Below are 22,815 nucleotides of genomic sequence, written 5' to 3' on the forward strand. Positions count from 1 at the left end.
GCCAGACCCTGACCCGCGCGGCTTGCAAGATCCCTGCGGGCTGGTTGCACTACGCGCTGCGACGGTCGGCGAGGACCGCCAGGGCCCGCTCCACGACCAGGTCGACGACCGCCGGATGGGCACCGATCACGTCGGCGACGACGCCCGCACGGGCCGACGCAGCGCGGCAGCGGTCGGCGAAGAACCCCGGAGCCAGCAGGTACGGCGACACGGCGTCGTCCGGGTTGACCAGGTCGGCCGGCCGACGACCGAGACCCGAGAGGGTGGCGACGCGCACCGGGCCGCCCCACCGCTCGGCGAGGTACGCCGCGGCCAGCGCCTGGTCGCGGGTGGCCAGCGGGTCGCTGGAGCCTGCCGCCACCAGCACCACGGGCTGCCCCGGGGTGGCGCCCGCCGACACCAGCCGACCCGCCTGGGCGGTCGCCAGCAGCGGGTCCGGCCCGAGCGCCCGGTCGGCGGCGAGGTCGTGGCGGATGTGGTGACCGGTCGAGAGCAGCAGCGGCACGACCACCGACGGCCGGCCCGACTCCATCACGGAGGCGAAGGACGGCTCCGCCAGCTCGACGTACGACGCCACCGCCGGCATCGCGAGCCGCGACCCGGCGAGCCGGGTGAGCTCGCGGGCCACCTCGTTGCCGGGGGCGTGCCGGGTGCCGTGCGCGACGGTGACGAGCCGGGTGCCCGGGGAGGTCACGGCGCCACCGCCAGCCGGTAGCCGCGCTTGACGACGGTCTGCACCGTCCGCGTCCCGAGCGCCGCCCGGAGCCGGGCGACCGCCATCTCGACGGCGTGCTCCGAGCCGGCCGTGCCCGAGGGCAGCATCGCCAGCAGCGCCGGCCGGGCGACGACGTTGCCGGGGTTGGCGACCAGCGCGTGCAGCACCGCGGCCGGTGCGGGTGACAGCCTCACCTCGTGGCCGTCGAGCAGCACGTCGTCGCCGTGCAGGAGCAGCTGGTGCCCGCCGACCAGCTCCAGCGTGAGTCCGGAGCGCCGCGACGGCAGCTCCACCTCGAGCTGCTTGACCATCGCGGTCAGCCGCGACCGCTCGGGGTAGATCGTGGGCACGCCCCACATCTCGAACGCCGCGGCCGTCACCGGCCCCACGCACGACGCGACCACGTCGGCCTGGAAGGCGCCGACCAGCTCCTCGCGACGCCCCGTCGGACCGGCGGCGTCCATCAGCGCGGCCACCGCCGGCGCCGAGGTGAAGGTCACCGCGTCGAGCGAGCGGTCGGCGACCAGGTCGATCAGCGCGAACATCGGCTCGAGGTCGGAGGCCGCCTCGACCCGGTAGACGGTCACCGTCGTGACGTCGGCACCCTGCCGGCGCAGGGCGTGCGCCACCATCGACAACGATTGCCCGTGCTCCTGCACGACGATGCGCAGGCCGGTCAGGTCCCGGCCGCGCAGGTGCTCCAGCACGTCCTCGAAGCACTCCGACTCGGGCGCCCAGAGCTCCCGCAGACCCTGCCGCCGCAGCGCGCCGACGCTCTTCGGTCCGCGGGCCAGGATCTCCGCGGAGCCCAGCGCCGTCAGCAGGTCCGGCAGCAGGCCCCAGCGCTCCGCCGCCGAGAACCACGACTTCATGCCGATGCCGGTCGTCGCCAGGAACATGTCGACCGGCCGGCCCAGCACCTCCTCGGTCGAGGCCCGCAGCTGTCCGTCGTCGATCTGGTTGGGGTCCAGCGAGAGCGCCGGCGCCCACTCGACCGCGGCACCGCGCCGCTCCAGCAGCACGATCTGCTCGTCCACCTTCCGGGCAGCGGTCACGCCGACCCGGAAGCCGCTCAGCGGAAGGGCTTCACTCATGGACTCTCCTGCCGGGCACCGACGAGGACGAGACCGTCGTCGACCCGGACGTCGTACGTCGGGACCCGGATCGCCGCATCGTCGAGGCACTGTCCGGTGCGCAGGTCGAAGGCCTGCTTGTGCATCGGTGAGGCGACGTACGGGACGTCACCGCGTGTGCCGACGATGCCCCGAGCCAAGACCGATGCCTGGGCACAAGGGTCGTAGTTGGACATCGCGTAGACGTTGCCGTCGTGTGTCCGGAAGATTGCGACCGCGGCGCCGTCGACCAGCGCGGCGACGCCGCCCTCGACCTCGATCTGGTCGAGGCGGCACACCGCGATCACGGCGCACCGACCGGGATCGTCGACCCGAGGGAGACCGGGCCGGTCGGCTCGGCCGGCGCGATCTGGCCGCGCTCGGTGCGGAAGGTGATGTGCGGGTCGGGGGTGCCCGGGGCGTTCACGAACGAGACGAAGCGCGCCAGCTTGTCGGGGTCCTCGAGCGTCGCCTGCCACTCGTCGAAGTAGGTGTCGACGTGCCGCGCCATCGCCGCCTCCAGCTCCGAGCCGAGACCGAGCGCGTCGTCGACGACGACCTCCCGCACCCGGTCGAGCCCGCCCTCGAGCGAGTCGATCCACGGCGCCGTGCGCTGCAGCCGGTCGGCGGTGCGGATGTAGTACATGAGGTAGCGGTCGAGGTAGCGCAGCAACGTCTCCCGGTCGAGGTCCCCGGCCAGCAGCTGGGCGTGGGCCGGGGTGGCGCCGCCGTTGCCGCCGACGTACAGGTTCCAGCCCCTCTCGGTCGCGATCACCCCGAAGTCCTTGCCCCGGGCCTCGGCGCACTCCCGGGCGCAGCCGCTCACGCCGCCCTTGAGCTTGTGCGGCGAGCGCAGCCCCCGGTAGCGCAGCTCCAGGTCGATCGCGAGCTGCACCGAGTCCTGCACGCCGTACCGGCACCAGGTCGAGCCGACGCAGGACTTCACGGTGCGCAGCGACTTGCCGTACGCGTGCCCCGACTCGAAGCCGGCGTCGACGAGCCGTCTCCAGATCGCCGGCAGCTGCTCCATCCGGGCGCCGAGCAGGTCGATCCGCTGGCCGCCGGTGATCTTGGTGTAGAGCTCGAAGTCGCGCGCCACCTCCCCGATGACGATCAGCCTCTCCGGGGTGATCTCCCCGCCGGGGATGCGCGGGACGACGGAGTAGGTGCCGTTGCGCTGGATGTTGGCGAGGTAGGCGTCGTTGGTGTCCTGGAGCGTCCGGGTCTGGCCCTCGAGCACGTGGCCGTTGAGCTGACTGGCCAGGATCGAGGCGATGGCCGGCTTGCAGATCTCGCAGCCGCGGCCGGTGCCGTGGGCCGCGACGACCTGGTCGAAGCTGCGGAGCTCGTGCACCGCGACCACGTCGAAGAGCTCCTGCCGGGTCAGCGGGAAGTGCTCGCAGATGCTGCGGTCGACCGTCCGGCCCTGAGTCGCGTAGAAGTCCTCGACGATCCTCTTCACCAGTGGCTTGCAGGAGCCGCAGGTGCTGCCGGCCCTGGTGCACCGGGTGACGCAGGCCGGTCCGTCGCAGGTGCCGTCCTCCGCGACGGCCGCCTCGATCTGAGCCCGGGTCACGTCGTTGCACGAGCACACCTGCGCCTCGGCGGGGAGGCTGGTCTCGGGCACGCCGCGACCGGCGGGCAGGATCAGGTCCTCGGGGTTGTCGGGGAGCGGGATGCCGGAGGCAACCATCGGCCGCAGGACGCCGTACGCCGTCGCGTCGCCGACCAGCACGCCGCCGAGCAGCCGGGTGCCGTCGCCGGAGACCACCAGCTTCTTGTACACGCCGGCGACGGCGTCGGAGTAGACGAGCTCGAGGGCCCCGTCGGTGGTCGCGAAGGCGTCGCCGAAGCTCGCCACGTCGACGCCCATCAGCTTGAGCTTGGTGGACATGTCGGCGCCGGTGAACGTGCCGGGCCCGCCGAGCAGCGCGTCGGCCACGACCTCGGCCATCGAGTAGCCGGGCGCCACCAGCCCGTACATCCGGCCACCCGGCGCGGCGCACTCGCCGATCGCCCACACGTGCGGGTCGGAGGAGCGGCACCGCTCGTCGACGAGCACGCCGCCGCGCTCGGCCGTCGCGAGGCCGGCGGCCCGGGCGAGCGCGTCGCGCGGGCGGATGCCGGCAGAGAAGACGACGATCTCGGCGGCGATCGCCGGCGCGTCCTTCAGCGCCAGGCCGGTCACCCGGTGCTCGCCCAGCACCCGCTCGGTCATCGCACCGGTGTGGACGCTCAGCCCGAGCCGCTCGACGTGCCGGGTCAGCGTCGCGCCGCCGGCGTCGTCGACCTGCACCGCCATCAGCCGCGGCGCCATCTCGACGACGTGGGTCTCCAGGCCCAGCTGGGACAGGGCGTTGGCTGCCTCGAGCCCGAGCAGGCCGCCGCCGATCACCGCGCCGACGGTGGCCGTGCCGGCGGCCGCCCGGATCGCCTCGAGGTCCTCGATCGTGCGGTAGACGAAGCAGCCCTCCAGGTCGTGGCCGGGGATCGGCGGCACGAACGGGGCCGCGCCGGTGGCGAGCACCAGCTCGTCGTAGGTGATCACCTCACCGTCGGCGAGCAGCACCGACCGGGTCTCGGGGTCGAAGGCCTCGACCGGGACGCCGAGCACCAGGCGCACCCGTGGGTCGTCGTACGCCCCGTCGGGCAGCAGGCTCAGCGCCTCGGCGCCGACCTCGAAGAAGGAGGTGAGCGCGACCCGGTCGTACGCCGCGCGCGGCTCCTCGCCGACGACCACGATGTCGTGGGTCTCGGTGAGGCCACGCTCGACGGCAGCCTGCACGAAGCGGTGGCTGACCATCCCGTGACCGACGACGACGATGGTGCGGCGGTGGTGAGGGCTCATGACGGGGTTCCTTCCAGGGAGCGAGCGGCGAGCAGGGAGCGGACGGCGTCGGCGCAGCCGCCGCAGCCGGTGGTGGCGCGGGTGGAGGACCGCACGTCCTCGAGGGAGGAGCAGGCGCGGATCCGGCCGGCCGTGACACCGGCGCAGGCGCAGACCTCGGCGTCGTCGGGCAGGGAGACGGTGCCGGCCGCTGCCGGCCGGTCGCCCATCAGCAGGTCACCGGGCTCGTGCGGGCCGAGGACGGTGGCGCGGTCGTAGTGCTGGGTGATCAACCCGATCCGGGACAGGTCGCCGACCAGGGTGGCGGCGACGATGACACCGTCGCGGACGACGAGCTTGCGGTGGCTGCCCGCGATCGGGTTCGAGACCTCGACGACCTGGCCCTCGGCCCGCTCGGGGTCGCCGAGAACGGCGACGTCGAGGTCGGTGGCGCGGAGCCGGGCGACGGTGCGCGCCCCGTCGTAGGCGATGTCCTCACCGCCCAGGTGCCGGGCGAGCAGGCCGGCCTGCTCCCAGGCGGGTGGCACGAAGCCGGTGACCTGGGCGCCGCGCTGGGCGCAGTCGCCGATCGCGTGGATGTGCGCGTCGCTGGTGCGCAGGTGGTGGTCGACCACGATCCCGCGGCGTACGTCGAGGCCCGCGCGGCGCGCCAGGGCGGTCGACGGACGCCCGCCGGCGGTGAGCACGACGAGGTCGGTCTCGAGGGTGTAGCCGTTGTCGAGCCGCAGCCCCCGGTCGTCGAGCCGGACGGCGCGGGCGCCGGTGTAGATCGTGGTCCCGAGCCGCTCCAGGTCGCGGGCCAGGATCGCGCCGGCGCGGGGACCGACCTGGCTGCGCAGCAGGTGCTCCCCGCCCTCGACGACCTCGGTCGCGAGCCCGCGGACGCTGAGCGCGCGGGCGACCTGGAGCCCGAGCAGCCCGCCGCCGACCACGACCGCGTTGCGCGCATGGGGGACGGCCGCCGAGAGCCGCCGGCAGTCGTCGAGCGTCCGGAAGGCGTGCACCTTCTCGTGCAGCCGGCCGTCCATCCGCACCAGCCCGCGGATCGGCGGCAGCGTCGGGATGCTGCCGGTGGCCAGCACGAGCCGGTCGTAGGGCACCCGGCTCCGGTCCGCCAGCTCGACCTCGCGCTCCTCGCAGTGGATCTCGACGACGCGGGCGCCGAGCCGCAGGTCGGCGCGGTCGGGCGTCGCGAGCGCCAGCGCCTCCGGGCTGTGCGTCCCCTCCAGCACCGCGGAGAGCAGGATCCGGTTGTACGGCGGGTGCCACTCGTCCCCGAGGAGGGTCACCCCCGGCAGCTCCTGGGCGAGCCGGCCGGCCGCCATCCCGGCGCCGACCACCACGATGCGCTCGCTCATGCCGGGGTCCCGGTGCGCTCGGCGGCGCGCGCAGCCACGGCGACCGCGCACGCGCAGACCTTGAACTCCGGCATCCGGCTGGCCGGGTCGAGCGCGTCGTTGGTCAGCCGGTTGGCGCCCACCCAGTGGAAGGGCACGAAGACGGTGTCGGGGCGGATCGTGTCGACGACCCGTGCGGGGGCCCTGAGCTCGCCGCGCCGGGTGGTGATGACGACCGGCTCCCCGTCGTACGCCCCGATCCGCTGGGCGAGCATCGGGTGCAGCTCCACGAACGGCCCGTCGTCCACCAGCTCCCGCACCCGGCGGGTCTGGGCACCGGACTGGTACTGCCCGAGCACGCGGCCCGTGGTCAGGTGCAGCGGGTACGCCGCGTCGACCGGCTCGGCCGGGCCCCGGTGCTGGACCGCCACGAACCGGGCGCGCCCGTCGTCGTGGGCGAAGGACGAGCCGAAGAGCCGCGGCGTGCCGGGGTGGTCGGCGCTCGGGCAGGGCCAGAAGACGCCGTGCTCGTCGCGGATCCGGTCGTAGGTGATGCCGGCGTAGTCGGCGCGGCCGCCCGACGAGGCCCGCCCGAGCTCGGCGAAGACCTCCTCGGGGTCGGTCGAGAAGGCCACCGGCGAGCCGACGCGGGCGGCCAGCCCGGCGATCACGTCCAGGTCGGACCGCACTCCCGCGGGCGGCGCCACGGCCTGCTGGCGCAGGATCACCCGGCCCTCGAGGTTGGTCATCGTGCCGCTCTCCTCGGCCCACTGGGTGACCGGCAGGACGACGTCGGCGAGGGCCGCGGTCTCGCTCATGACGATGTCGGCGACGACGAGCAGGTCGAGGTCGGCGAGCCGCGACGCGACGTGCGTGGCGTTGGGGGCGGACACCACGATGTTGCTGCCGAAGACGAGCAGCGCTTTCGGCCCGCCGTCGGTCCCGAGGGCGTCGAGCAGCTCGTACGCCGAGCGCCCCCTCCCGGGCAGCGACTCCGGCGGCACCCCCCACACCGCGGCCACGTGCTCCCGCGCCGCCGGGTCGTCGATCATCCGGTAGCCGGGCAGCTGGTCCGCCTTCTGCCCGTGCTCACGACCGCCCTGGCCGTTGCCCTGGCCGGTGAGGCAGCCGTAGCCGGCGTGCTCCTTGCCCGGCATCCCCAGCGCCAGCGCGACGTCGATCCAGGCGAGCACCGTGTCGGTGCCCTGCGCGTGCTGCTCGGCCCCGCGGGCGGTCAGCACCATCACCCGGTCGGCCCCGGCGAGCAGGGTGGCGAGCGCCCGCACGGAGGTGGCCGGCACCCCGGTCACGCGCTCGACCCGCTCCGGCCACCAGGCGGCCGCGGAGCGCCGTACGTCGTCCCAGCCGGTGGTTCGCGCCTCGACGTACTCCTCGTCGACCGCGCCCATCGCATCGAGCAGGTGCAGCACCCCGAGGGCCAGCGGGAGGTCGGTGCCGGGCACCGGCTGGAGGAAGGTGTCGGCGCGGTCGGCGGTCGGCGTCCGCCGCGGGTCGATGACCACGACGTGCCCGCCGTTGGCGCGCAGCCGGTCGAGGTGACGGGCGGCGGGCGGCATCGTCTCGGCGAGGTTGGAGCCGACCAGCACGAGCACGTCGGTGTGCTCGACGTCGACGAGGGGGAAAGGCAGCCCCCGGTCGATCCCGAGGGCGCGGTTGGCCGCCGACGCCGCCGACGACATGCACCACCGGCCGTTGTAGTCGACCTGGCTGGTGCCGAGTGCGACCCTCGCGAGCTTCCCCAGCTGGTAGGCCTTCTCGTTGGTCAGCCCACCACCCCCGAAGACCCCGACCGCGTCCGCGCCGTACGCCGTCCGCAGCTCGCGCAGCCGTCCGGCGACGAGGTCGAGCGCCTCGTCCCAGCCGGCCGCCCGGAGCTCGCCGGTCCCCCGGTCGCGCACCAGCGGCGTGGTCAGCCGCTCGCGGTGACCGCGCAGCCCGGTCGCGGTCCAGCCCTTGCGGCACAGGGTCCCCTCGTTGACGGGGAACTCCGCCCAGGGCTGGACCTCGAGGACGCGACCGCGCCGCTCGAGGGTCATGCCGCACTGCAGCGAGCAGTAGGGGCAGTGGGTGTCGGTCACTCAGACCCCAGTGACGACGAGGCTCTTCGCCTTCGTCGAGCTGCGGATGTAGACGCCGTAGGTGACGAGCGCGCACACCACGTAGTAGGCGGTGAACACCATGAACGCGCCCTTGGTCGCCGACAGCGGGTTGTCGACCCACGGCGAGCTGAACGCGATCGGGATCAGGAAGCCGCCCATCGCGCCGATCGCGCCGATGACGCCGAGGGCGGCGCTCGCCTGCTTGGTCGAGGCCGTGATCGCCGCCGTCCGCTCGGGCGTCCCGGCGGCTGTCGTGCTCTCGGCCTCGCGCCGCCAGATCGCGGGGATCATCTTGTACGTCGAGCCGTTGCCGATGCCGGTCGAGGCGAAGATCAGCAGGAAGAACCCGAGGAACCACGGGAAGAGCGACTGGTTGTCGCTGGCGATCGACGGGTCGGCGGTCGGGTTGGCGCTCAGCCGGGTGAGCGTCGCGAGCACCGCGAGCGTGAAGACCACCATGCCGGTGAAGGCGCCGAGGGTGACCCGCGCGCCGCCGTACCGGTCCGCGAGCCAGCCACCGAAGGGCCGGGTGACGGAGCCGATGCCGGCGCCGAGGAAGGCGAAGTAGGCGAAGTAGATGCCGGTGCCCAGGGGTGCCGGCTCGGGGACCCAGAAGTTGAGCTTGATCAGCAGCGGCATCGCGGCGGAGTAGCCGATGAACGAGCCGAAGGTGCCGATGTAGAGGAAGGCCATGATCCAGGTGTGCGGCTTGCGCACCACCTGCAGCTGCTCACGCGGCCTGGACGTCGCGCCGGTGAGGTTGTCCATCCAGAGGTACGCCGCGACGGTGGCGACGACCGCGAGGCCGGCGTACACGTAGCCGGCCGTCTGCAGGTGCAGGCCGCCCTCGCTGGCCTTGACCAGCCCGAAGATCCCGGCCCCGCCGATGATCACCGGCAGCAGCAGCTGGATGACCGCGACGCCCGCGTTGCCCCCGGCGGCGTTGAGGCCCAGGGCGGCGCCCTTCTTGGCGGCCGGGTAGAAGAAGTTGATGTTCGCCATCGAGCTGGCGAAGTTGCCGCCGCCGAAGCCCGCGGTCGCGGCGATCAGGCAGAAGGCCCAGTACGGCGTGCCGGGGTGCTGCACCGCCACCGCGAAGAGCAGTGTCGGGACCAGCAGCAGCCCCGCGCTGACCATCGTCCAGTTGCGGCCGCCGAACCTCGGCACGGCGAACGTGTACGGCAGCCGCAGCAGCGACCCGACCAGGTTGGGCAGCGCGACCAGCACGAAGAGCTGCTGGGGGGTGAAGGAGAAGCCCATCTGGAGCAGGAACGCCGAGCTCACGCTCCAGATCAGCCACACCGAGAAGCCCAGGTGCTCGGCGAAGATCGACCAGACCAGGTTGCGGCGTGCGACCTGCCTGCCGCCGCCCTCCCAGAAGTCGGGGTCCTCGGGCCGCCAGTCGTCGATCCAGTGTCCGTCGCGTCGCGCGCCCGGGGTGCCGGTCGTCGCGGCGGTCGCGTCGTGCGGTCCAGCGTCGGTGAGGGTCATGAGGGAGCTCCTGAAGGGGTTCGGGTGCTCCCACGCTCGGCGCCGGACGTTTCGCCCGCCTCAGGACGCCGTACCGGAACGGTCAACTTGTCCTCACGACCTCACGCCCCGCACGACCTCACGGCGGCGTACGGCGGGACCGCTCGTCGTACGGGACGGACCACTCGTCGTTCCGAAGGCGCCACTGGTCGCGGATCTCGCTCGCACCCCTGCCCCACCGCGTCGCGGGTGGGCAGGGTGACGGCGATCACACCCGACTCGGAGGCAGGCACCGTGACCGATCTCGACCCACCGTCGCACCAGCGCGCAGAGCGCCACGACCCGATCTACGACACCCTCCACCGGGAGCCGGACTTCGTCGAGCTGCGCCGGGCCTACCGGTCGTTCGTCTTCCCGGCGACGGTCGCGTTCCTGTCCTGGTACCTGCTCTACATCGTCCTGAGCAACTGGGCGCACGACTTCATGAGCCACCAGCTCTGGGGCAACATCAACGTCGCCCTGGTCTTCGGCCTCCTGCAGTTCGTGACGACCTTCCTGCTGGCCTGGCTCTACAGCCGCTACTCGAACGCCCGGCTGGACCCGCTGGCGCGCCGGCTCGACGAGCAGTACGTCGCCGAGCTCGGGGGGAGGAGCTGACATGGATGGCGACCAGATCCTCACCACCGGCCTCTTCCTCGCCGTCGTCGCGGTCACCATCGGCATCACCTTCTGGGCGAGCCGGCAGACCTCCGGCGCGGCCGACTTCTACGCCGGCGGCCGCGGCTTCTCGCCGGTCCAGAACGGGCTCGCGATCGGCGGCGACTACATGTCGGCCGCGTCGTTCCTCGGCATCTCCGGCATCATCGCGCTGAGCGGGTACGACGGGTTCCTCTACTCGATCGGCTTCCTGGTCGCGTGGCTGGTGGCCCTGCTGCTCGTCGCCGAGATGCTGCGCAACTCCGGTCGCTACACGATGGCCGACCAGTTGGCGTTCCGGATGCGCCAGCGACCGGTCCGCACGGCGGCCGCCACCTCGACCGTCGTGGTCTCGATCTTCTACCTGCTCGCCCAGATGGTCGGCGCCGGCGCGCTCGTGGCGCTGCTGCTCGACGTCAGCAGCGACACCGCCAAGAACATCACCATCTTCGGCGTCGGCGCCCTGATGATCTTCTACGTCACGGTCGGCGGGATGAAGGGCACGACCTGGGTGCAGATCGTCAAGGCGGTGCTGCTGATGGCGGGCTCGGCCCTGATCGTCGTGCTGGTGCTGGCCAAGTTCGGCTTCAACCTCTCCGACCTGCTCGGCACCGCCGCCTCCAACACCGGCAAGGGCCAGGCGTTCCTGGAGCCCGGCTTGAAGTACGGCGTGAGCGACACCAGCAAGATCGACTTCCTCTCGCTCGGGATCGCGCTGGTGCTCGGCACGGCGGGCCTGCCGCACATCCTGATCCGCTTCTACACCGTGCCGACCTCGCGGGACGCACGGAAGTCGGTGCTGTGGGCGATCGGGCTGATCGGCGTCTTCTACCTCTTCACGCTGGTCCTCGGCTTCGGAGCCGCGGCGCTGCTGAACAAGACCGACTACGCCAAGGTGGTCGCGTCCGGCGGCAACCTGGCCTCGCCGCTGCTCGCCCAGACCGTGGGCGGCGGCGACGGGTCGACCGGGGGCGCCGTCCTGCTGGCCCTGATCTCCGCCGTCGCGTTCGCCACCATCCTCGCCGTGGTCGCCGGGCTCACCCTGACCTCCTCCGTCAGCGTCGCGCACGACATCTACAACGGCGTGATCCGACGGGGCGAGGCCTCGGAGGGCGAGGAGCTCAAGGTCGCCCGGTGGGCGGCCCTCGCGATCGGCCTGGTCGCGATCCTGCTGGCGATCCCCGCACAGCGGCTCAACGTCGCCTTCCTGGTGGCGCTGGCGTTCGCGGTCGCGGCCTCGGCCAACCTGCCGGCGATCGTCTACAACATGTTCTGGAAGGGCTTCAACACCCGCGGCGCCGTCTGGAGCATCTACGGCGGCCTGATCTCGTCGGTCGGCCTGGTGATCTTCTCCCCGATCATGTCGGGCAAGGGCACCGACCCGGTCAGCGGCAAGAACCTGTCACTGCTGCCGACCAGCATCGACATCTCCTGGTTCCCGTTGGAGAACCCCGGCATCGTGTCGATCCCGCTCGGCTTCTTCCTGGGCTGGCTGGGCTCGGTCACCTCCCGGGAGCCGGCCGCCGAGGAGCGCTACACCGAGCTCGAGGTCCGGGCCCTCACGGGCGCCGGCTCCGAGAAGGCCGTCCAGCACTGACCCGCCCGCCACCGGTACCCGCCACGTCCTAATGTGGCGGGTACCACTACTTCCGACCCGGACAGTCCAGGAGAGATCGTGAGCGCTGAATCCCCCGAGAGTGGGACCCTGTCGAACCTCCTCAAGGAGGACCGTCGCTTCGAGCCGCCGGCCGCCATCGCCGAGCACGCCAACCTCCAGGCGGAGGCGTACGACCGGGCCGCGTCGGATCGCGACGCGTTCTGGGCCGAGCAGGCCGAGCGCCTCGACTGGAGCCAGAGGTGGGACCGGGTGCTGGACTGGGACGATGCCCCCTTCGCGAAGTGGTTCGTGGGCGGCAGGCTCAACGCGTCGTACAACTGCGTCGACCGGCACGTCGAGGCAGGTCGCGGCGACAAGGTCGCGATCCACTGGGTCGGCGAGCCGCTGGACGACACCCGCGACCTGACCTACGCGCAGCTCAAGGACGAGGTCAGCAAGGCGGCCAACGCGCTGATCGACCTCGGCGTGCAGACCGGCGACCGGGTCGCGATCTACCTGCCGATGATCCCCGAGGCCGTCATCGCGATGCTGGCCTGCGCGCGGATCGGCGCCCCGCACACCGTGGTCTTCGGCGGCTTCTCGGCCGACGCCCTGGCCTCGAGGCTCGACGACTGCCAGGCGAAGGTCGTCATCACCGCCGACGGTGGCTACCGGCGCGGTGCGCCCTCGGCGCTGAAGCCGGCGGTCGACGAGGCGCGCACCAAGACCGGCCGAGAGAGTGGGCACCGCGTCGAGAAGGTGCTCGTCGTACGCCGCACCGGCCAGGACCTGGGCGAGGACGGGTGGGACGACAGCGTCGACGTGTGGTGGCACGACGTGGTCGACACCGCCTCCCCGGAGCACACCCCCGAGGCCTTCGACGCCGAGCACCCCCTCTACGTCATGTACACCTCCGGCACGACGGGTAAGCCGAAGGGCATCCTGCACACGACCGGCGGCTACCTGGTCGGCACGTCGTACACGCACTGGGCGGTCTTCGACCTCAAGGCCGACACGGACGTCTACTGGTGCTCGGCCGACATCGGCTGGGTGACCGGGCACTCGTACCTCGTCTACGGGCCGCTCGCGAACGGCGCCACCCAGGTGATGTACGAGGGCACCCCGGACGCGCCCGAGCGGGGCCGCTGGTGGCAGATCATCCAGGACTACAAGGTCACGATCTTCTACACCGCCCCGACCGCGATCCGGTCCTTCATGAAGCAGGGCCGCGAGATCCCGGACCGCTTCGACATGTCGTCCCTGCGGATCCTGGGCTCGGTCGGCGAGCCGATCAACCCCGAGGCCTACGTCTGGTACCGCCACGTCATCGGTGGCGACCGCACCCCCGTGGTCGACACCTGGTGGCAGACCGAGACCGGCATGATCATGATCAGCCCGCTGCCCGGGGTCACGCACGGCAAGCCCGGGTCGGCGATGATCCCGATCCCGGGCGTCGCGGCCGACGTCGTGACCGAGGAGGGCGCCTCGGTGCCCAACGGGTCCGGTGGGTACCTCGTGCTCACGGAGCCGTGGCCCTCGATGCTGCGCACGATCTGGGGCGACGACCAGCGCTACCGCGACACCTACTGGTCCCGGTACGCCGACCAGGGCTGGTACTTCGCCGGCGACGGCGCGAAGAAGGACTCCGACGGGGACCTGTGGGTCCTCGGCCGGGTCGACGACGTCATGAACGTCTCCGGTCACCGGCTCTCCACCACCGAGATCGAGTCGGCGCTGGTCTCCCACCCCAAGGTTGCCGAGGCCGCGGTGGTCGGCGCCAAGGACGAGGACACCGGCCAGGCGGTCTGCGCGTTCGTGATCCTGCGCGACGAGGCCGGCGACGGCGGTGCCGACATCGTCGAGGAGCTGCGCAACCACGTGCGCAAGGAGATCGGCGCGATCGCCAAGCCCCGCCAGATCATGATCGTCCCGGAGCTCCCGAAGACCCGCTCGGGCAAGATCATGCGGCGCCTGCTGCGCGACGTGGCCGAGCACCGCGAGGTCGGAGACGTGACCACGCTCGCCGACTCCACGGTCATGGACCTGATCTCGGCCCAGGAGAACGCCGGCTCCTCCGACGAGTAGCCGGGCCGGTGCCTCGTGCGCGAGGGTTGACGCGCACGGGCACCGGCTCGACATCTGTAGGGTGGGCGCAGGTGCGCCGGGAAGTCTGGTCGGCATGATGACGTCGACCCCTGAGGACCATCGTGACCACTTCTCCACCACCCGCACCGCACCGCTCCCGGCTGTTCGCCCGCGGCTCGTTCCTCGAGAGCTCGCGGACCGCGCAGATCCTGCGCGCGGAGACGACGGGAGGCATCCTGCTGCTGGTGGCCGCGACCGTCGCGCTGGTGTGGGCCAACAGCCCGGTCCGCGACTCCTACTTCTCGCTGCGCGACACGGTCGTCGGTCCGCACGCGCTGCACCTGGACCTGTCCCTCGGTGGCTGGGCGTCTGACGGCCTGCTGGCCATCTTCTTCTTCGTCGCCGGCCTCGAGCTCAAGCGCGAGTTCGTCGCGGGCGACCTGCGCGACCCGCGGCGGGCCGCGCTGCCCGTGGTCGCCGCCGTCGGCGGCATGGTCACCCCGGCCGTCGTCTACGTGCTCTGGAACCTCGGCTCCGACGGCGAGCTCGTCGGGTGGGCGATCCCGACCGCGACCGACATCGCCTTCGCGGTCGCGATCCTGGCCGTCATCAGCACCCACCTGCCCACCGGGCTGCGCACCTTTCTGCTGACCCTGGCGGTCGTGGACGACCTCCTCGCGATCACGATCATCGCGCTCTTCTACACCGACCACCTCAGCCCGGCGTACCTCCTGCTCGCCCTGGTGCCGATCGCGGCCTTCGGCGCCCTCGCCCAGCGGCGGATCTACCGCGGCTGGCTGCTGCTGCCGCTCGCGCTGGTCGCGTGGGCCCTGGTCCACGCGTCGGGCGTGCACGCCACGGTCGCCGGCGTGCTGCTGGCCTTCACGGTGCCGGTCGTCCGGTCCGACGGGGCCCCCGGACGCGGCCTCGCCGAGCACCTCGAGCACCTGGTCCGGCCGATCTCGGCAGGTGTCGCCGTACCAGTCTTCGCCTTCTTCGCCGCCGGCGTGTACGTCGGCGGGCTGTCGGGGCTGACCGACTCGCTCACCGACCCGATCGCGCTGGGGGTCATCTGCGGCCTCGTCGTCGGCAAGAGCGTCGGCATCGCGGGCTCGACCTGGCTGCTCGCGAGGTTCACCCGCGCCACGCTCGACGACGAGCTCACCTGGGTCGACGTCATCGGGATGGCGATGCTCGCCGGTGTCGGCTTCACGGTCTCGCTGCTGATCGGCGAGCTCGCCTTCGGCAACGGCACGACCGCCGACGACCACGCCAAGGTGGGCGTGCTGGTCGGGTCCCTCGTCGCGACCGCGCTCGCGGCCGTCGTGCTCCGCGGCCGCAACCGCACCTACCGCAGGCTCTGCGAGCTCGAGGAGCGTGACTCCGACCGGGACGGGGTACCCGACGTCTACCAGCACGACGACGAGACACACTGAGGGTTCTGTAGGGTGACGCGCATGGCGAGCAACCAGGTCCACGAGCCCGAGCCCACCATCGGTCGGCTGGTCCACGACGCCACCCGCGACGTCTCCACGCTGGTGCAGAAGGAGATCCAGCTCGCGAAGTCGGAGCTGAAGGTCAGCGTCAAGGCCGGCGGGATCGGCATCGGCCTCTTCGCGGCGGCCGGGTTCATCCTGGTGCTCGCGGTGATCATGCTGTCTGTCGCCTTCGCCTACTTCATCAACTGGAACGGCGAGGGCCTCGCGCTGCACTGGGCGTTCCTGATCGTCTTCGGCGCCTACGCCCTGATCGCCGCGCTGCTCGGCTTCCTCGGCGTCCGCAGCGTCAAGAAGGTGCGCGCGCCCGAGCGCGCGATCGAGCAGGGCAAGGGCATCCCGAACGCGCTCAAGGGCAAGCACACCGTCTGAGGCTCGCGGCTCTCGCCACGGTGCCGGCGCGTCGCGCTCTCAGCCGGCGCAGTCACCCGTGCTGACCTGGTCGGAGCTCGTCCGGCCGGCAGCGGCAGCCCGCGAGACCTGGTCGGCCGTCAACGCGTAGCCGGTGTCGTGGTCGTTGACCGACGCGGCGAAGACCACGCCCGCGACGTTGCCCCGCGAGGTCACGATCGGCCCGCCGGAGTTGCCCGGACGGATCAGTCCGCGCAGGGAGAAGACCTCGCGGATGACGGTCCCGTTGCCGTAGATGTCCGGGGAGCGCAGCCGCTGCTGGGAGCGGATCCGCCCCGGCTGGACGTCGTACGGACCGTCCTCGGGGTAGCCGAGGATCGCCACGTCGGCGCCGGGCTTGGCGGTGAGGTCGAACTTGAGCGCCTTGGTGTCGCCGCTGTCGAAGGCGAGCACGGCGACGTCGACGTCGGGGTTGTAGTAGACGACGTCGGCCGAGACCGTCGTGTCGCCGATCATGACCTCGGGGTCGTCGACGCCCGCGACGACGTGGGCGTTGGTCATCAGCCGGTTCTGGGCGTAGACGAAGCCGGAGCCCTCGACGCCGCGCCCGCAGTCGTTGCTGCCGCGGATCTTGACGACGCTCGCCGCGGCCCGCTGGACGTCGGGATCGCGCAGCAGGCGCTTGTCGCCCGGTCCCACCTCGACGATCCGCTCGGGTGCGAAAGGCTCGAGGTAGCGCGGGAAGAAGGTGGTGCCGACCACGTTGTTGAAGGCCTGGAGCGCCCCGTCGGCGGTGTCGGGCAGTGCCTCGTCGACGTGGGCGAGGACCGTGGAGCTGCGCACCAGCGGGGTGACGCCACCGATCCGGGAGCCCGAGATCGCGACGCCGAGCGCCCACGCGACCACCAGCACGGCGAGCGCGCTGAGCAGCGCACCGCCGACCGCGTCGACCGCGCGCACCGGCTGCCACGTGATCCGGTCCCGGATCCGCGATCCGACGAACTGGAGCACCGCCTGGCCCAGCGACGCGGAGATGATCACGATAAAGAGCGCACCGAGGGAGACCCACATCGAGGGGTTCGCGTCGCCCAGCGCCGTCGGGGCGAGCCACACCCCGAACAGCCCACCGATCAGCAGCCCGGTCGTGGCGAAGACGCCGGTGATGAAGCCCTGCCAGTAGCCGGAGAGCGCGTAGGCGAGCACCAGCACGACGAGCAGCCAGTCGAGCATGTTCATCGGGCACCCCCTCTGCGCTGGTCGTCGTCGATGTCGAGCAGATCGGTGCCGCGCCGCTCGCGCCCAGTGAACATGTACGACGGGAGGTCGCGCACCTGCGACTCGTCCCATGGGACGGACCAGCCGAGGAAGTCCAGCAGGCGAGCGATGATCCCGCCGGTGAATCCCCAGAGGATGACGTCGTGGTCTGGACCGATCAGGAACCCCGGGCTGCGGTAGTCCCCGGTCGGCAGCTGCACGGTGATGCGGTGGGCGGGGTCGACCAGCTCGGCGAGCGGCACGTGGTGGATCGCGTGCACCTCGGCGCGGCTGACCACCGAGGCCTGGGCCTGCCCGGTCCACCAGCCGAGGACGGGCGTGACCGCGAAGTTGCTCGGCGGCAGCCAGAGCTCGGGCAGCTGCCCGAAGACCGTGACGGAGCTCGGGGGGACCCCGACCTCCTCCTCCGCCTCCCTCAGCGCGGCCTGGACGACGTCCTCCCCCGGGTCCAGCGACCCACCGGGGAACGACACCTGGCCCGGGTGCGAGCGCATGTCGTGCGCCCGCTCGGTGAGCAGCAGCTCACCGCCCTGCGGGCCCTCGCCGAAGAGCATCAGGACGGCGCCGCGCCGGGCGTCGCCGCCCGGTGGCGGCACGAACCGGGTGAGGTCGGAGGCCTCGATGTCGCGGGCCGCCTGCTCGACCGGCCGCAGCCAGTCCGGGAGCCCCGCCCCGGGCTCCGATCCGCTCACAGGCGGACCCCGAGGTGCTTCTCGACCAGGCCGACCAGGTCGTCGACGCTCTTGACCCGGCCGAGCTCGAGGGTGACGGTGCCGTCCTCGGCGACGAACGCGAACGACGGCACCGCGATCCGTGCCGCGAACGGCGGCTTCGCCTGCAGGTCGCCCTGGGTGTCGGCGAGCAGCGGGTAGGTCACGCCGGACCGCTTCGCGAGGTCGAACGCCGCCGCCGTCTGGTTGTCCTGGTAGTCGATGCCGATGACGGGGACCTGGTCGCCGTACCTCTCGTAGAAGGCGGCGATCTCCGGCATCTCCTTGACGCAGGGGCCGCACCACGACGCCCACAGGTTGACCACGAGCGGACCCCGCAGGCCGGCCAGGTCGACGTCCTCGCCGCCACCGAGGCACGGCAGCGTGACGTCCGGGAGGCCGTGGTCGACCGGCGCGCCGGTGCCCGGCTCACAGGCCTCGATGCCGGCCTCGGTCCTGAGGGTGCGCAGCTGCGGGGTGTCGACGTCGATCCGCGCCGCGCCCGGCGAGGGGATGTCGTCGCTGCTGCAGCCCGCGACCAGGCCGGAGCAGACCAGCAGCGCCGCGACCAGCGCGGCGGTGGCGGACCACCTCATGCGCGGCCTTCGGTCTTCACCAGCTTGGCTGCGACGTCGGGTTCGGTCGGACCCTCGCCGTACGACGGGCACCACCGGGCGATCGGGCAGGCGCCGCAGGCCGGCTTCTTGGAGTGGCAGATGCGCCGGCCGTGCCAGATCACGTGGTGGCTGAGCATCGTCCAGTCCTTCGGCGCGAAGAGCGCGCCGACGGCGTGCTCGACCTTGACCGGGTCGGTCTCCTCAGTCCAGCCGAACCGGCGGGCCAGCCGGCCGAAGTGCGTGTCGACGGTGATGCCCGGGATGTCGAAGGCGTTGCCCAGGACGACGTTGGCGGTCTTGCGACCCACGCCCGGGAGCTTCACCAGGTCGTCGAGCCGGGCGGGCACCTGACCGCCGTGGTCCTCCACGAGCGCGGCGCTGAGCTTGAGCAGCGACTCGGTCTTGGCGCGGAAGAACCCGAGCGGTCCGATGATCGCCTCGAGGGTGGCGCGGTCGCCGGCGGCCATCGACGGGGCGTCGGGGTAGGCGGCGAACAGGGTCGGGCGGACGGCGTTGACGCGCTTGTCGGTGGTCTGCGCGGAGAGGACCGTGACGACGAGCAGCTGGAAGGGATCGTCGAAGTCCAGCTCGCTCCTCGCATCCGGGTAGGTCTCGGCCAGGACGCGGTCGATGCGCCGCGCACGGCGTACGAGACCGGTGCGGGTCTCGGCGACGGGGGCAGGCACGGCGCAAGCGTACGGCGCCGCACGGACAGGGCCCGATTCGACCGGCCCCGGCGGCCCGCGCGATCCGCGCCCGACTTGCGGACACCGGTGCAGCCTGTGAGGTTTGCCACTGGCTAGGATCAACGCGGAACCCGTCTGTTTGCGGGTCATCGGTCACAAGGAGGATCCGTGGACAACGACGTACTGCGTCAGGCTCCGCTCTTCAGCGCACTCGACGACGAGGCCGCCACCGCCCTGCGCGGCTCGATGGCCGACAGCCGGCTGCGGCGCGGCGACGTGCTGTTCCACGAGGGCGACTCGGGCGACAAGCTGTACGTCGTGCTCGACGGCAAGGTCAAGCTCGGCCGCACGTCCTCGGACGGGCGCGAGAACCTGCTGGCGATCCTCGGCCCCGGCCAGATGTTCGGCGAGCTGTCGCTCTTCGACCCGGGCCCGCGCTCGGCGACGGTGACCGCGGTGACCGACGCGACCTTCGCCTCGCTCTCGCACGAGGACCTGCTGCGCTGGCTCGAGGGCCGCCCGGTCGTCGCCCGGGGGCTGCTCGCCCAGCTCGCCGGCCGCCTGCGCAAGGCCAACGACGTCGTCGCCGACCTCGTCTTCTCCGACGTCCCTGGCCGGGTCGCCAAGGCGCTGCTCGACCTCGCCGACCGCTTCGGCCGCACCGCCGACGACGGCGTGCACGTCCACCACGACCTCACGCAGGAGGAGCTCGCCCAGCTGGTCGGCGCCTCCCGCGAGACCGTCAACAAGGCGCTGGCCGACTTCGCCTCCCGCGGGTGGCTGCGCCTCGAGCCCCGCTCGGTGGTCATCATGGACGTCGAGCGCCTCGGTCGTCGCGCGCGCTGATCGCTGGGTCGCTGGGTCGTTGCGACGGTTTGTCGTTGCGTCGGTTTCACCGGTGCACCGGTGAAACCGTCACTTCTCGGCCGAAGCATCGCCCCAGAAGTGACGGGATTGCCTGAGGAGTCGACGGTCCCCGAGCGCCGGGACGCCGGGCGAGGCAGGCGGGAGCGCGGCTACCGCGCCGCCAGGTAGGCGAGCTGCGCACGCACCGAGAGCTCGGCCGCGCCCCACAGCGACTCGTCGACGTCGGCGTACACGACCTCGACCATCCGCCGCGGCAGCGTCTCGTCCTCGGCGGAGTCGGCGGCGAGGACGAGGCCGAGCTCGGAGACGGCCCGCTCGACCTGAGCAAGCCGCTCGCGCCGATGGGCCAGGTAGAGGTCCAGGACGCCGAGGGCGTCGTCGAGCACCGGGCCGTGCGCCGGCCACAGCGTGCGCACCTCGCCGGAGACGACGAGCGAGCGCATCCGCTCGATGGACGAGAAGTACGCACCGAGCTGGCCGTCGGGGTGCGCCACCACCGTCGTGCCGCGTCCCAGCACCATGTCGCCGGTCAGCAGCGCGCCGTCGGCGGGCAGCACGAACGACACCGAGTCGGCGGTGTGCCCCGGGGTGGTCACCACCCGCACCGACAGCCCGTCGACGCTGAGGTCCTCGCCGTCGCGCAACGGGTCGCCGTCCAGGCAGTACGCCGGGTCGACGGCTCGGACCGCACAGCCCTTGGCCCGCGCGAACTCGTGCGCCACCTCGGCGTGGTCGTAGTGGTGGTGGGTGAGCAGCACCAGCCCGACGTCGCCGAGCTCGCTCACCAGCCGGTCGAGGTGGCCGTCCTGGATCGGACCGGGGTCGACGACGACGACCTGGCTCGCTCCCGGCTCCCGCAGCACCCAGGTGTTGGTGCCGTCGAGGGTCATCAGGTTCGGGTTCGGGGCCAGCAGGCACTCGCCGCGCTCGCCGTACGACCCGCCGCTCCAGCCGGTCACGGACGCCGCCGGGCCGCCACCAGTGGCCGCAGCCGGTCGGGCATCGACAGGGTCCAGCCCTCGCCGAGCGGCTCCACCGACGGCGTGAACATCTCGACCGAGCGCGACGCGGCGACCGCCAGCACCTCCTCGGGCGACGAGTGCTCGCCGACCTCCATCGAGGTGAGGTACGTCGGCGGCATCAGCGCCAGGTCCCCGGCGTCGGCCTGCTCCGCGGCCACCCGGGCCGGGATCCACTCCACCGACGACGACTCGCTCGACACGTCGCGGGTGACCTGGCCGGTCGGCAGCGAGGCGACGAAGAACCACGTGCGGTAGCGCTTCGGCTCGAAGACCGGGGTCAGCCAGGCGTCCCAGACGCCGAGCAGGTCGGTGCGCAGCACCAGACCGCGACGGTTGAGGAAGTCGGTCAGCGACAGCTCGCGCGACTCGAGCGCGACCCGGTCCGCCTCCCAGTCGTCACCGGTCGTGTCGGCCACGACGTTGGTCTCCGACGTGCCGGCCAGCAGCACGCCCGACTCCTCGAAGGTCTCGCGCACGGCGGCGCACACCAGCGCCCGCGCGGTCTCCTCGTCGCAGCCGAGGCGGGCCGCCCACTCGAGCGGGGTCGGGCCCGCCCATGCCACGGCCGCGTCGAAGTCGCGCCTGTCGACGCCACCTCCCGGGTAGACGCACATGCCACCGGCGAAGTCCATCGACACCTGGCGTCGCAGGAAGTAGAGTTCCGGGCCCTGGTCCGAGGCGCGCATCAGGAGCACGGTCGCCGCGTTGCGCGGCTCGGCCGGCGCCTGCCGGCCCTCCTCGAACTCGCGCGCGACCTCGACCAGCCGGTCCGGCAGCGGGACCGGCGGGAGGGGGATCCTCACTGCGAGACCCGTACGACGATCTCCACCTCGACCGGCGCGTCCAGGGGCAGCACGGGCACGCCCACGGCGGAGCGCGCATGGATGCCGGCGTCGCCGAAGACCTTGCCCAGCAGCTCGGAGGCGCCGTTGGCGACCTGCGGCTGGCCGGTGAAGTCGGGCGTCGAGGCCACGAACGCGACGACCTTCACGACCTGCGCGACCCGGTCGAGGTCACCGATCACGGACTTCACGGCCGCGATGGCGTTGAGGGCGCACTGCTGCGCGGCCTCCTTCGCCTCCTCGGGGCCGATGTCGCCACCGACCTTGCCGGTGTACATCAGCTCGCCGTTCTTCATCGGCAGCTGGCCGGAGGTGAAGACCAGGTCGCCGGAGGTGACCGCCGGGACGTACACCGCCACCGGCGTCGGCACCTCGGGCACGGACAGGCCGAGCTCGGCCAGCCGGTCCTCGGGGGCGCTCATGCGACCGGCCGCTTGAAGTAGCCGACCAGGTTCTCGGGGTTCATCCCGGGTGCGACCTGGACCAGCTCCCACCCGTCGGCCCCGAAGTTGTCCAGGATCTGCTTCGCCGCGTGCGTGAGGATCGGCGCGGTCAGGTACTCCCACTTCGTCATGCCCGGCACCCTACTCGGGGCGCCGGCGCACGGTGGGTCAGGCGGAGCGTACGGCGGCGGGGGTGCCTCGGCGGGAGGCGTGGCGAGCGGCGACGGAGGCGGCGTAGGTGGCGCGGCGGCGGGCCACGATGCCGGCCTGGTCGGTGGTGGTGGTGTCGAGGAGGTCGGGCTCGAGGGCGGCGGCGAGGGCGCCGCGCAGCAGCACGAGGGCTTCGGCGCGCAGCTGGGAGATCCGGGACTCGGTGACGCCGAGCTCGGCGGCGATCTCGGCCATGGGGCGCTCTTCGAGGAAGTAGCCGCGTACGACGGCGCGCAGGCGCTCGGGGAGCTCCTCGATGGCGTCGGTGAGGTACTCGACCTGCTCGGTGCGCTCGAGGACCTCGGCGGGCCCGGGG

The 22,815-nt window shown here is 72.4% G+C and carries 22 protein-coding genes; 6 read left to right on the plus strand and 16 right to left on the minus strand.

Features of this window, described 5'->3' with window-relative positions; translation table 11 throughout:
• Window positions 1-49: 49 nt before the first annotated feature.
• Genes N542_RS0108590 through N542_RS24015 form a run of 7 tightly spaced genes read right to left on the minus strand, consistent with a single transcriptional unit; the run spans window position 50 to window position 9,623 of the window.
• On the minus strand, window positions 50-694 hold the full coding sequence (locus N542_RS0108590) for a sirohydrochlorin chelatase (protein WP_028643577.1): 645 nt from the start codon (window positions 692-694) through the stop codon (window positions 50-52).
• Window positions 691-1,809, minus strand: coding sequence for a uroporphyrinogen-III synthase (locus N542_RS0108595; protein WP_028643578.1), 1,119 nt, complete (start codon window positions 1,807-1,809; stop codon window positions 691-693). Before N542_RS0108595 ends, N542_RS0108590 begins: the two co-directional genes overlap by 4 nt.
• A complete protein-coding gene (nirD, locus tag N542_RS24005) occupies window positions 1,806-2,135 on the minus strand; it encodes a nitrite reductase small subunit NirD (protein WP_036506740.1) in 330 nt (109 codons plus the stop codon). The genes N542_RS0108595 and nirD overlap by 4 nt, the downstream gene beginning before the upstream one ends.
• A complete protein-coding gene (gene nirB, locus N542_RS0108605; RefSeq protein WP_028643579.1) occupies window positions 2,132-4,675 on the minus strand; it encodes a nitrite reductase large subunit NirB in 2,544 nt (847 codons plus the stop codon). The genes nirD and nirB overlap by 4 nt, the downstream gene beginning before the upstream one ends.
• Window positions 4,672-6,033, minus strand: coding sequence for an FAD-dependent oxidoreductase (locus N542_RS0108610; protein WP_028643580.1), 1,362 nt, complete (start codon window positions 6,031-6,033; stop codon window positions 4,672-4,674). The genes nirB and N542_RS0108610 overlap by 4 nt, the downstream gene beginning before the upstream one ends.
• Entirely contained in the window at window positions 6,030-8,111 is a 2,082-nt protein-coding gene (locus N542_RS24010) for a molybdopterin oxidoreductase family protein (RefSeq protein WP_081795071.1), read from the minus strand. Before N542_RS24010 ends, N542_RS0108610 begins: the two co-directional genes overlap by 4 nt.
• Entirely contained in the window at window positions 8,112-9,623 is a 1,512-nt protein-coding gene (locus N542_RS24015) for an MFS transporter (protein WP_081795072.1), read from the minus strand.
• 273 nt (window positions 9,624-9,896) lie between these two features.
• On the opposite strand from N542_RS24015, the gene N542_RS0108625 reads away from it, so the two are divergent.
• The 5 genes from N542_RS0108625 (at window position 9,897) to N542_RS0108645 (ending at window position 15,848) form a co-directional block, all read left to right on the plus strand.
• Window positions 9,897-10,259: a DUF485 domain-containing protein gene (locus N542_RS0108625; RefSeq protein ID WP_036507103.1), complete on the plus strand. Its 363-nt coding sequence runs from the start codon at window positions 9,897-9,899 to the stop codon at window positions 10,257-10,259.
• A gap of 1 nt (window position 10,260) precedes the next feature.
• Window positions 10,261-11,895 (plus strand): solute symporter family protein, encoded by a 1,635-nt coding sequence (locus N542_RS24020; protein WP_036506743.1) that lies wholly within the window; start codon window positions 10,261-10,263, stop codon window positions 11,893-11,895.
• 75 nt (window positions 11,896-11,970) lie between these two features.
• Window positions 11,971-13,980, plus strand: coding sequence for an acetate--CoA ligase (gene acs, locus N542_RS0108635; protein WP_028643582.1), 2,010 nt, complete (start codon window positions 11,971-11,973; stop codon window positions 13,978-13,980).
• Window positions 13,981-14,102: 122 nt separating this feature from the next.
• Window positions 14,103-15,416 carry a Na+/H+ antiporter NhaA gene (gene nhaA, locus N542_RS0108640; RefSeq protein WP_051551511.1) on the plus strand — a complete coding sequence of 438 codons (1,314 nt, stop codon included), beginning with the start codon at window positions 14,103-14,105 and terminating at the stop codon, window positions 15,414-15,416.
• 21 nt (window positions 15,417-15,437) lie between these two features.
• Window positions 15,438-15,848 (plus strand): phage holin family protein, encoded by a 411-nt coding sequence (locus N542_RS0108645; protein WP_028643584.1) that lies wholly within the window; start codon window positions 15,438-15,440, stop codon window positions 15,846-15,848.
• Window positions 15,849-15,887: 39 nt separating this feature from the next.
• On the opposite strand, the gene N542_RS0108650 is transcribed toward N542_RS0108645, so the two are convergent.
• From N542_RS0108650 to nth, 4 genes are read right to left on the minus strand one after another with little or no spacing between them, the layout of a single operon-like run.
• Window positions 15,888-17,063 (minus strand): MarP family serine protease, encoded by a 1,176-nt coding sequence (locus N542_RS0108650; protein WP_028643585.1) that lies wholly within the window; start codon window positions 17,061-17,063, stop codon window positions 15,888-15,890.
• Entirely contained in the window at window positions 17,060-17,794 is a 735-nt protein-coding gene (locus N542_RS0108655; RefSeq protein WP_028643586.1) for an NUDIX hydrolase, read from the minus strand. The genes N542_RS0108650 and N542_RS0108655 overlap by 4 nt, the downstream gene beginning before the upstream one ends.
• The gene (locus tag N542_RS0108660) at window positions 17,791-18,408 is read right to left on the minus strand and encodes a TlpA family protein disulfide reductase (protein ID WP_051551512.1); all 618 of its coding nucleotides are present in this window, start codon (window positions 18,406-18,408) and stop codon (window positions 17,791-17,793) included. Before N542_RS0108660 ends, N542_RS0108655 begins: the two co-directional genes overlap by 4 nt.
• Window positions 18,405-19,115, minus strand: a complete 711-nt coding sequence (gene nth / locus N542_RS0108665; RefSeq protein ID WP_028643588.1) for an endonuclease III — start codon at window positions 19,113-19,115, stop codon at window positions 18,405-18,407. Before nth ends, N542_RS0108660 begins: the two co-directional genes overlap by 4 nt.
• Before the next feature lie 168 nt (window positions 19,116-19,283).
• Between nth and N542_RS0108670 the strand changes: the two genes are divergently transcribed.
• The gene (locus N542_RS0108670; RefSeq protein ID WP_028643589.1) at window positions 19,284-19,961 is read left to right on the plus strand and encodes a Crp/Fnr family transcriptional regulator; all 678 of its coding nucleotides are present in this window, start codon (window positions 19,284-19,286) and stop codon (window positions 19,959-19,961) included.
• 170 nt (window positions 19,962-20,131) lie between these two features.
• On the opposite strand, the gene N542_RS0108675 is transcribed toward N542_RS0108670, so the two are convergent.
• From N542_RS0108675 to N542_RS0108695, 5 genes are all read right to left on the minus strand, one after another.
• On the minus strand, window positions 20,132-20,941 hold the full coding sequence (locus N542_RS0108675) for an MBL fold metallo-hydrolase (RefSeq protein ID WP_028643590.1): 810 nt from the start codon (window positions 20,939-20,941) through the stop codon (window positions 20,132-20,134).
• Entirely contained in the window at window positions 20,938-21,807 is an 870-nt protein-coding gene (locus N542_RS24025; RefSeq protein WP_081795074.1) for an NUDIX hydrolase, read from the minus strand. Before N542_RS24025 ends, N542_RS0108675 begins: the two co-directional genes overlap by 4 nt.
• A complete protein-coding gene (locus N542_RS0108685; protein ID WP_028643591.1) occupies window positions 21,804-22,268 on the minus strand; it encodes a RidA family protein in 465 nt (154 codons plus the stop codon). Before N542_RS0108685 ends, N542_RS24025 begins: the two co-directional genes overlap by 4 nt.
• Window positions 22,265-22,420 (minus strand): DUF4177 domain-containing protein, encoded by a 156-nt coding sequence (locus N542_RS27830; RefSeq protein WP_197025898.1) that lies wholly within the window; start codon window positions 22,418-22,420, stop codon window positions 22,265-22,267. Before N542_RS27830 ends, N542_RS0108685 begins: the two co-directional genes overlap by 4 nt.
• A gap of 37 nt (window positions 22,421-22,457) precedes the next feature.
• Window positions 22,458-22,815: sigma-70 family RNA polymerase sigma factor (locus N542_RS0108695; RefSeq protein WP_028643592.1), on the minus strand; the 358-nt coding region annotated here is incomplete at its 5' end.

The sequence above is a fragment of the Nocardioides sp. URHA0020 genome (genome assembly GCF_000620705.1).
Lineage (GTDB): Bacteria > Actinomycetota > Actinomycetes > Propionibacteriales > Nocardioidaceae > Nocardioides.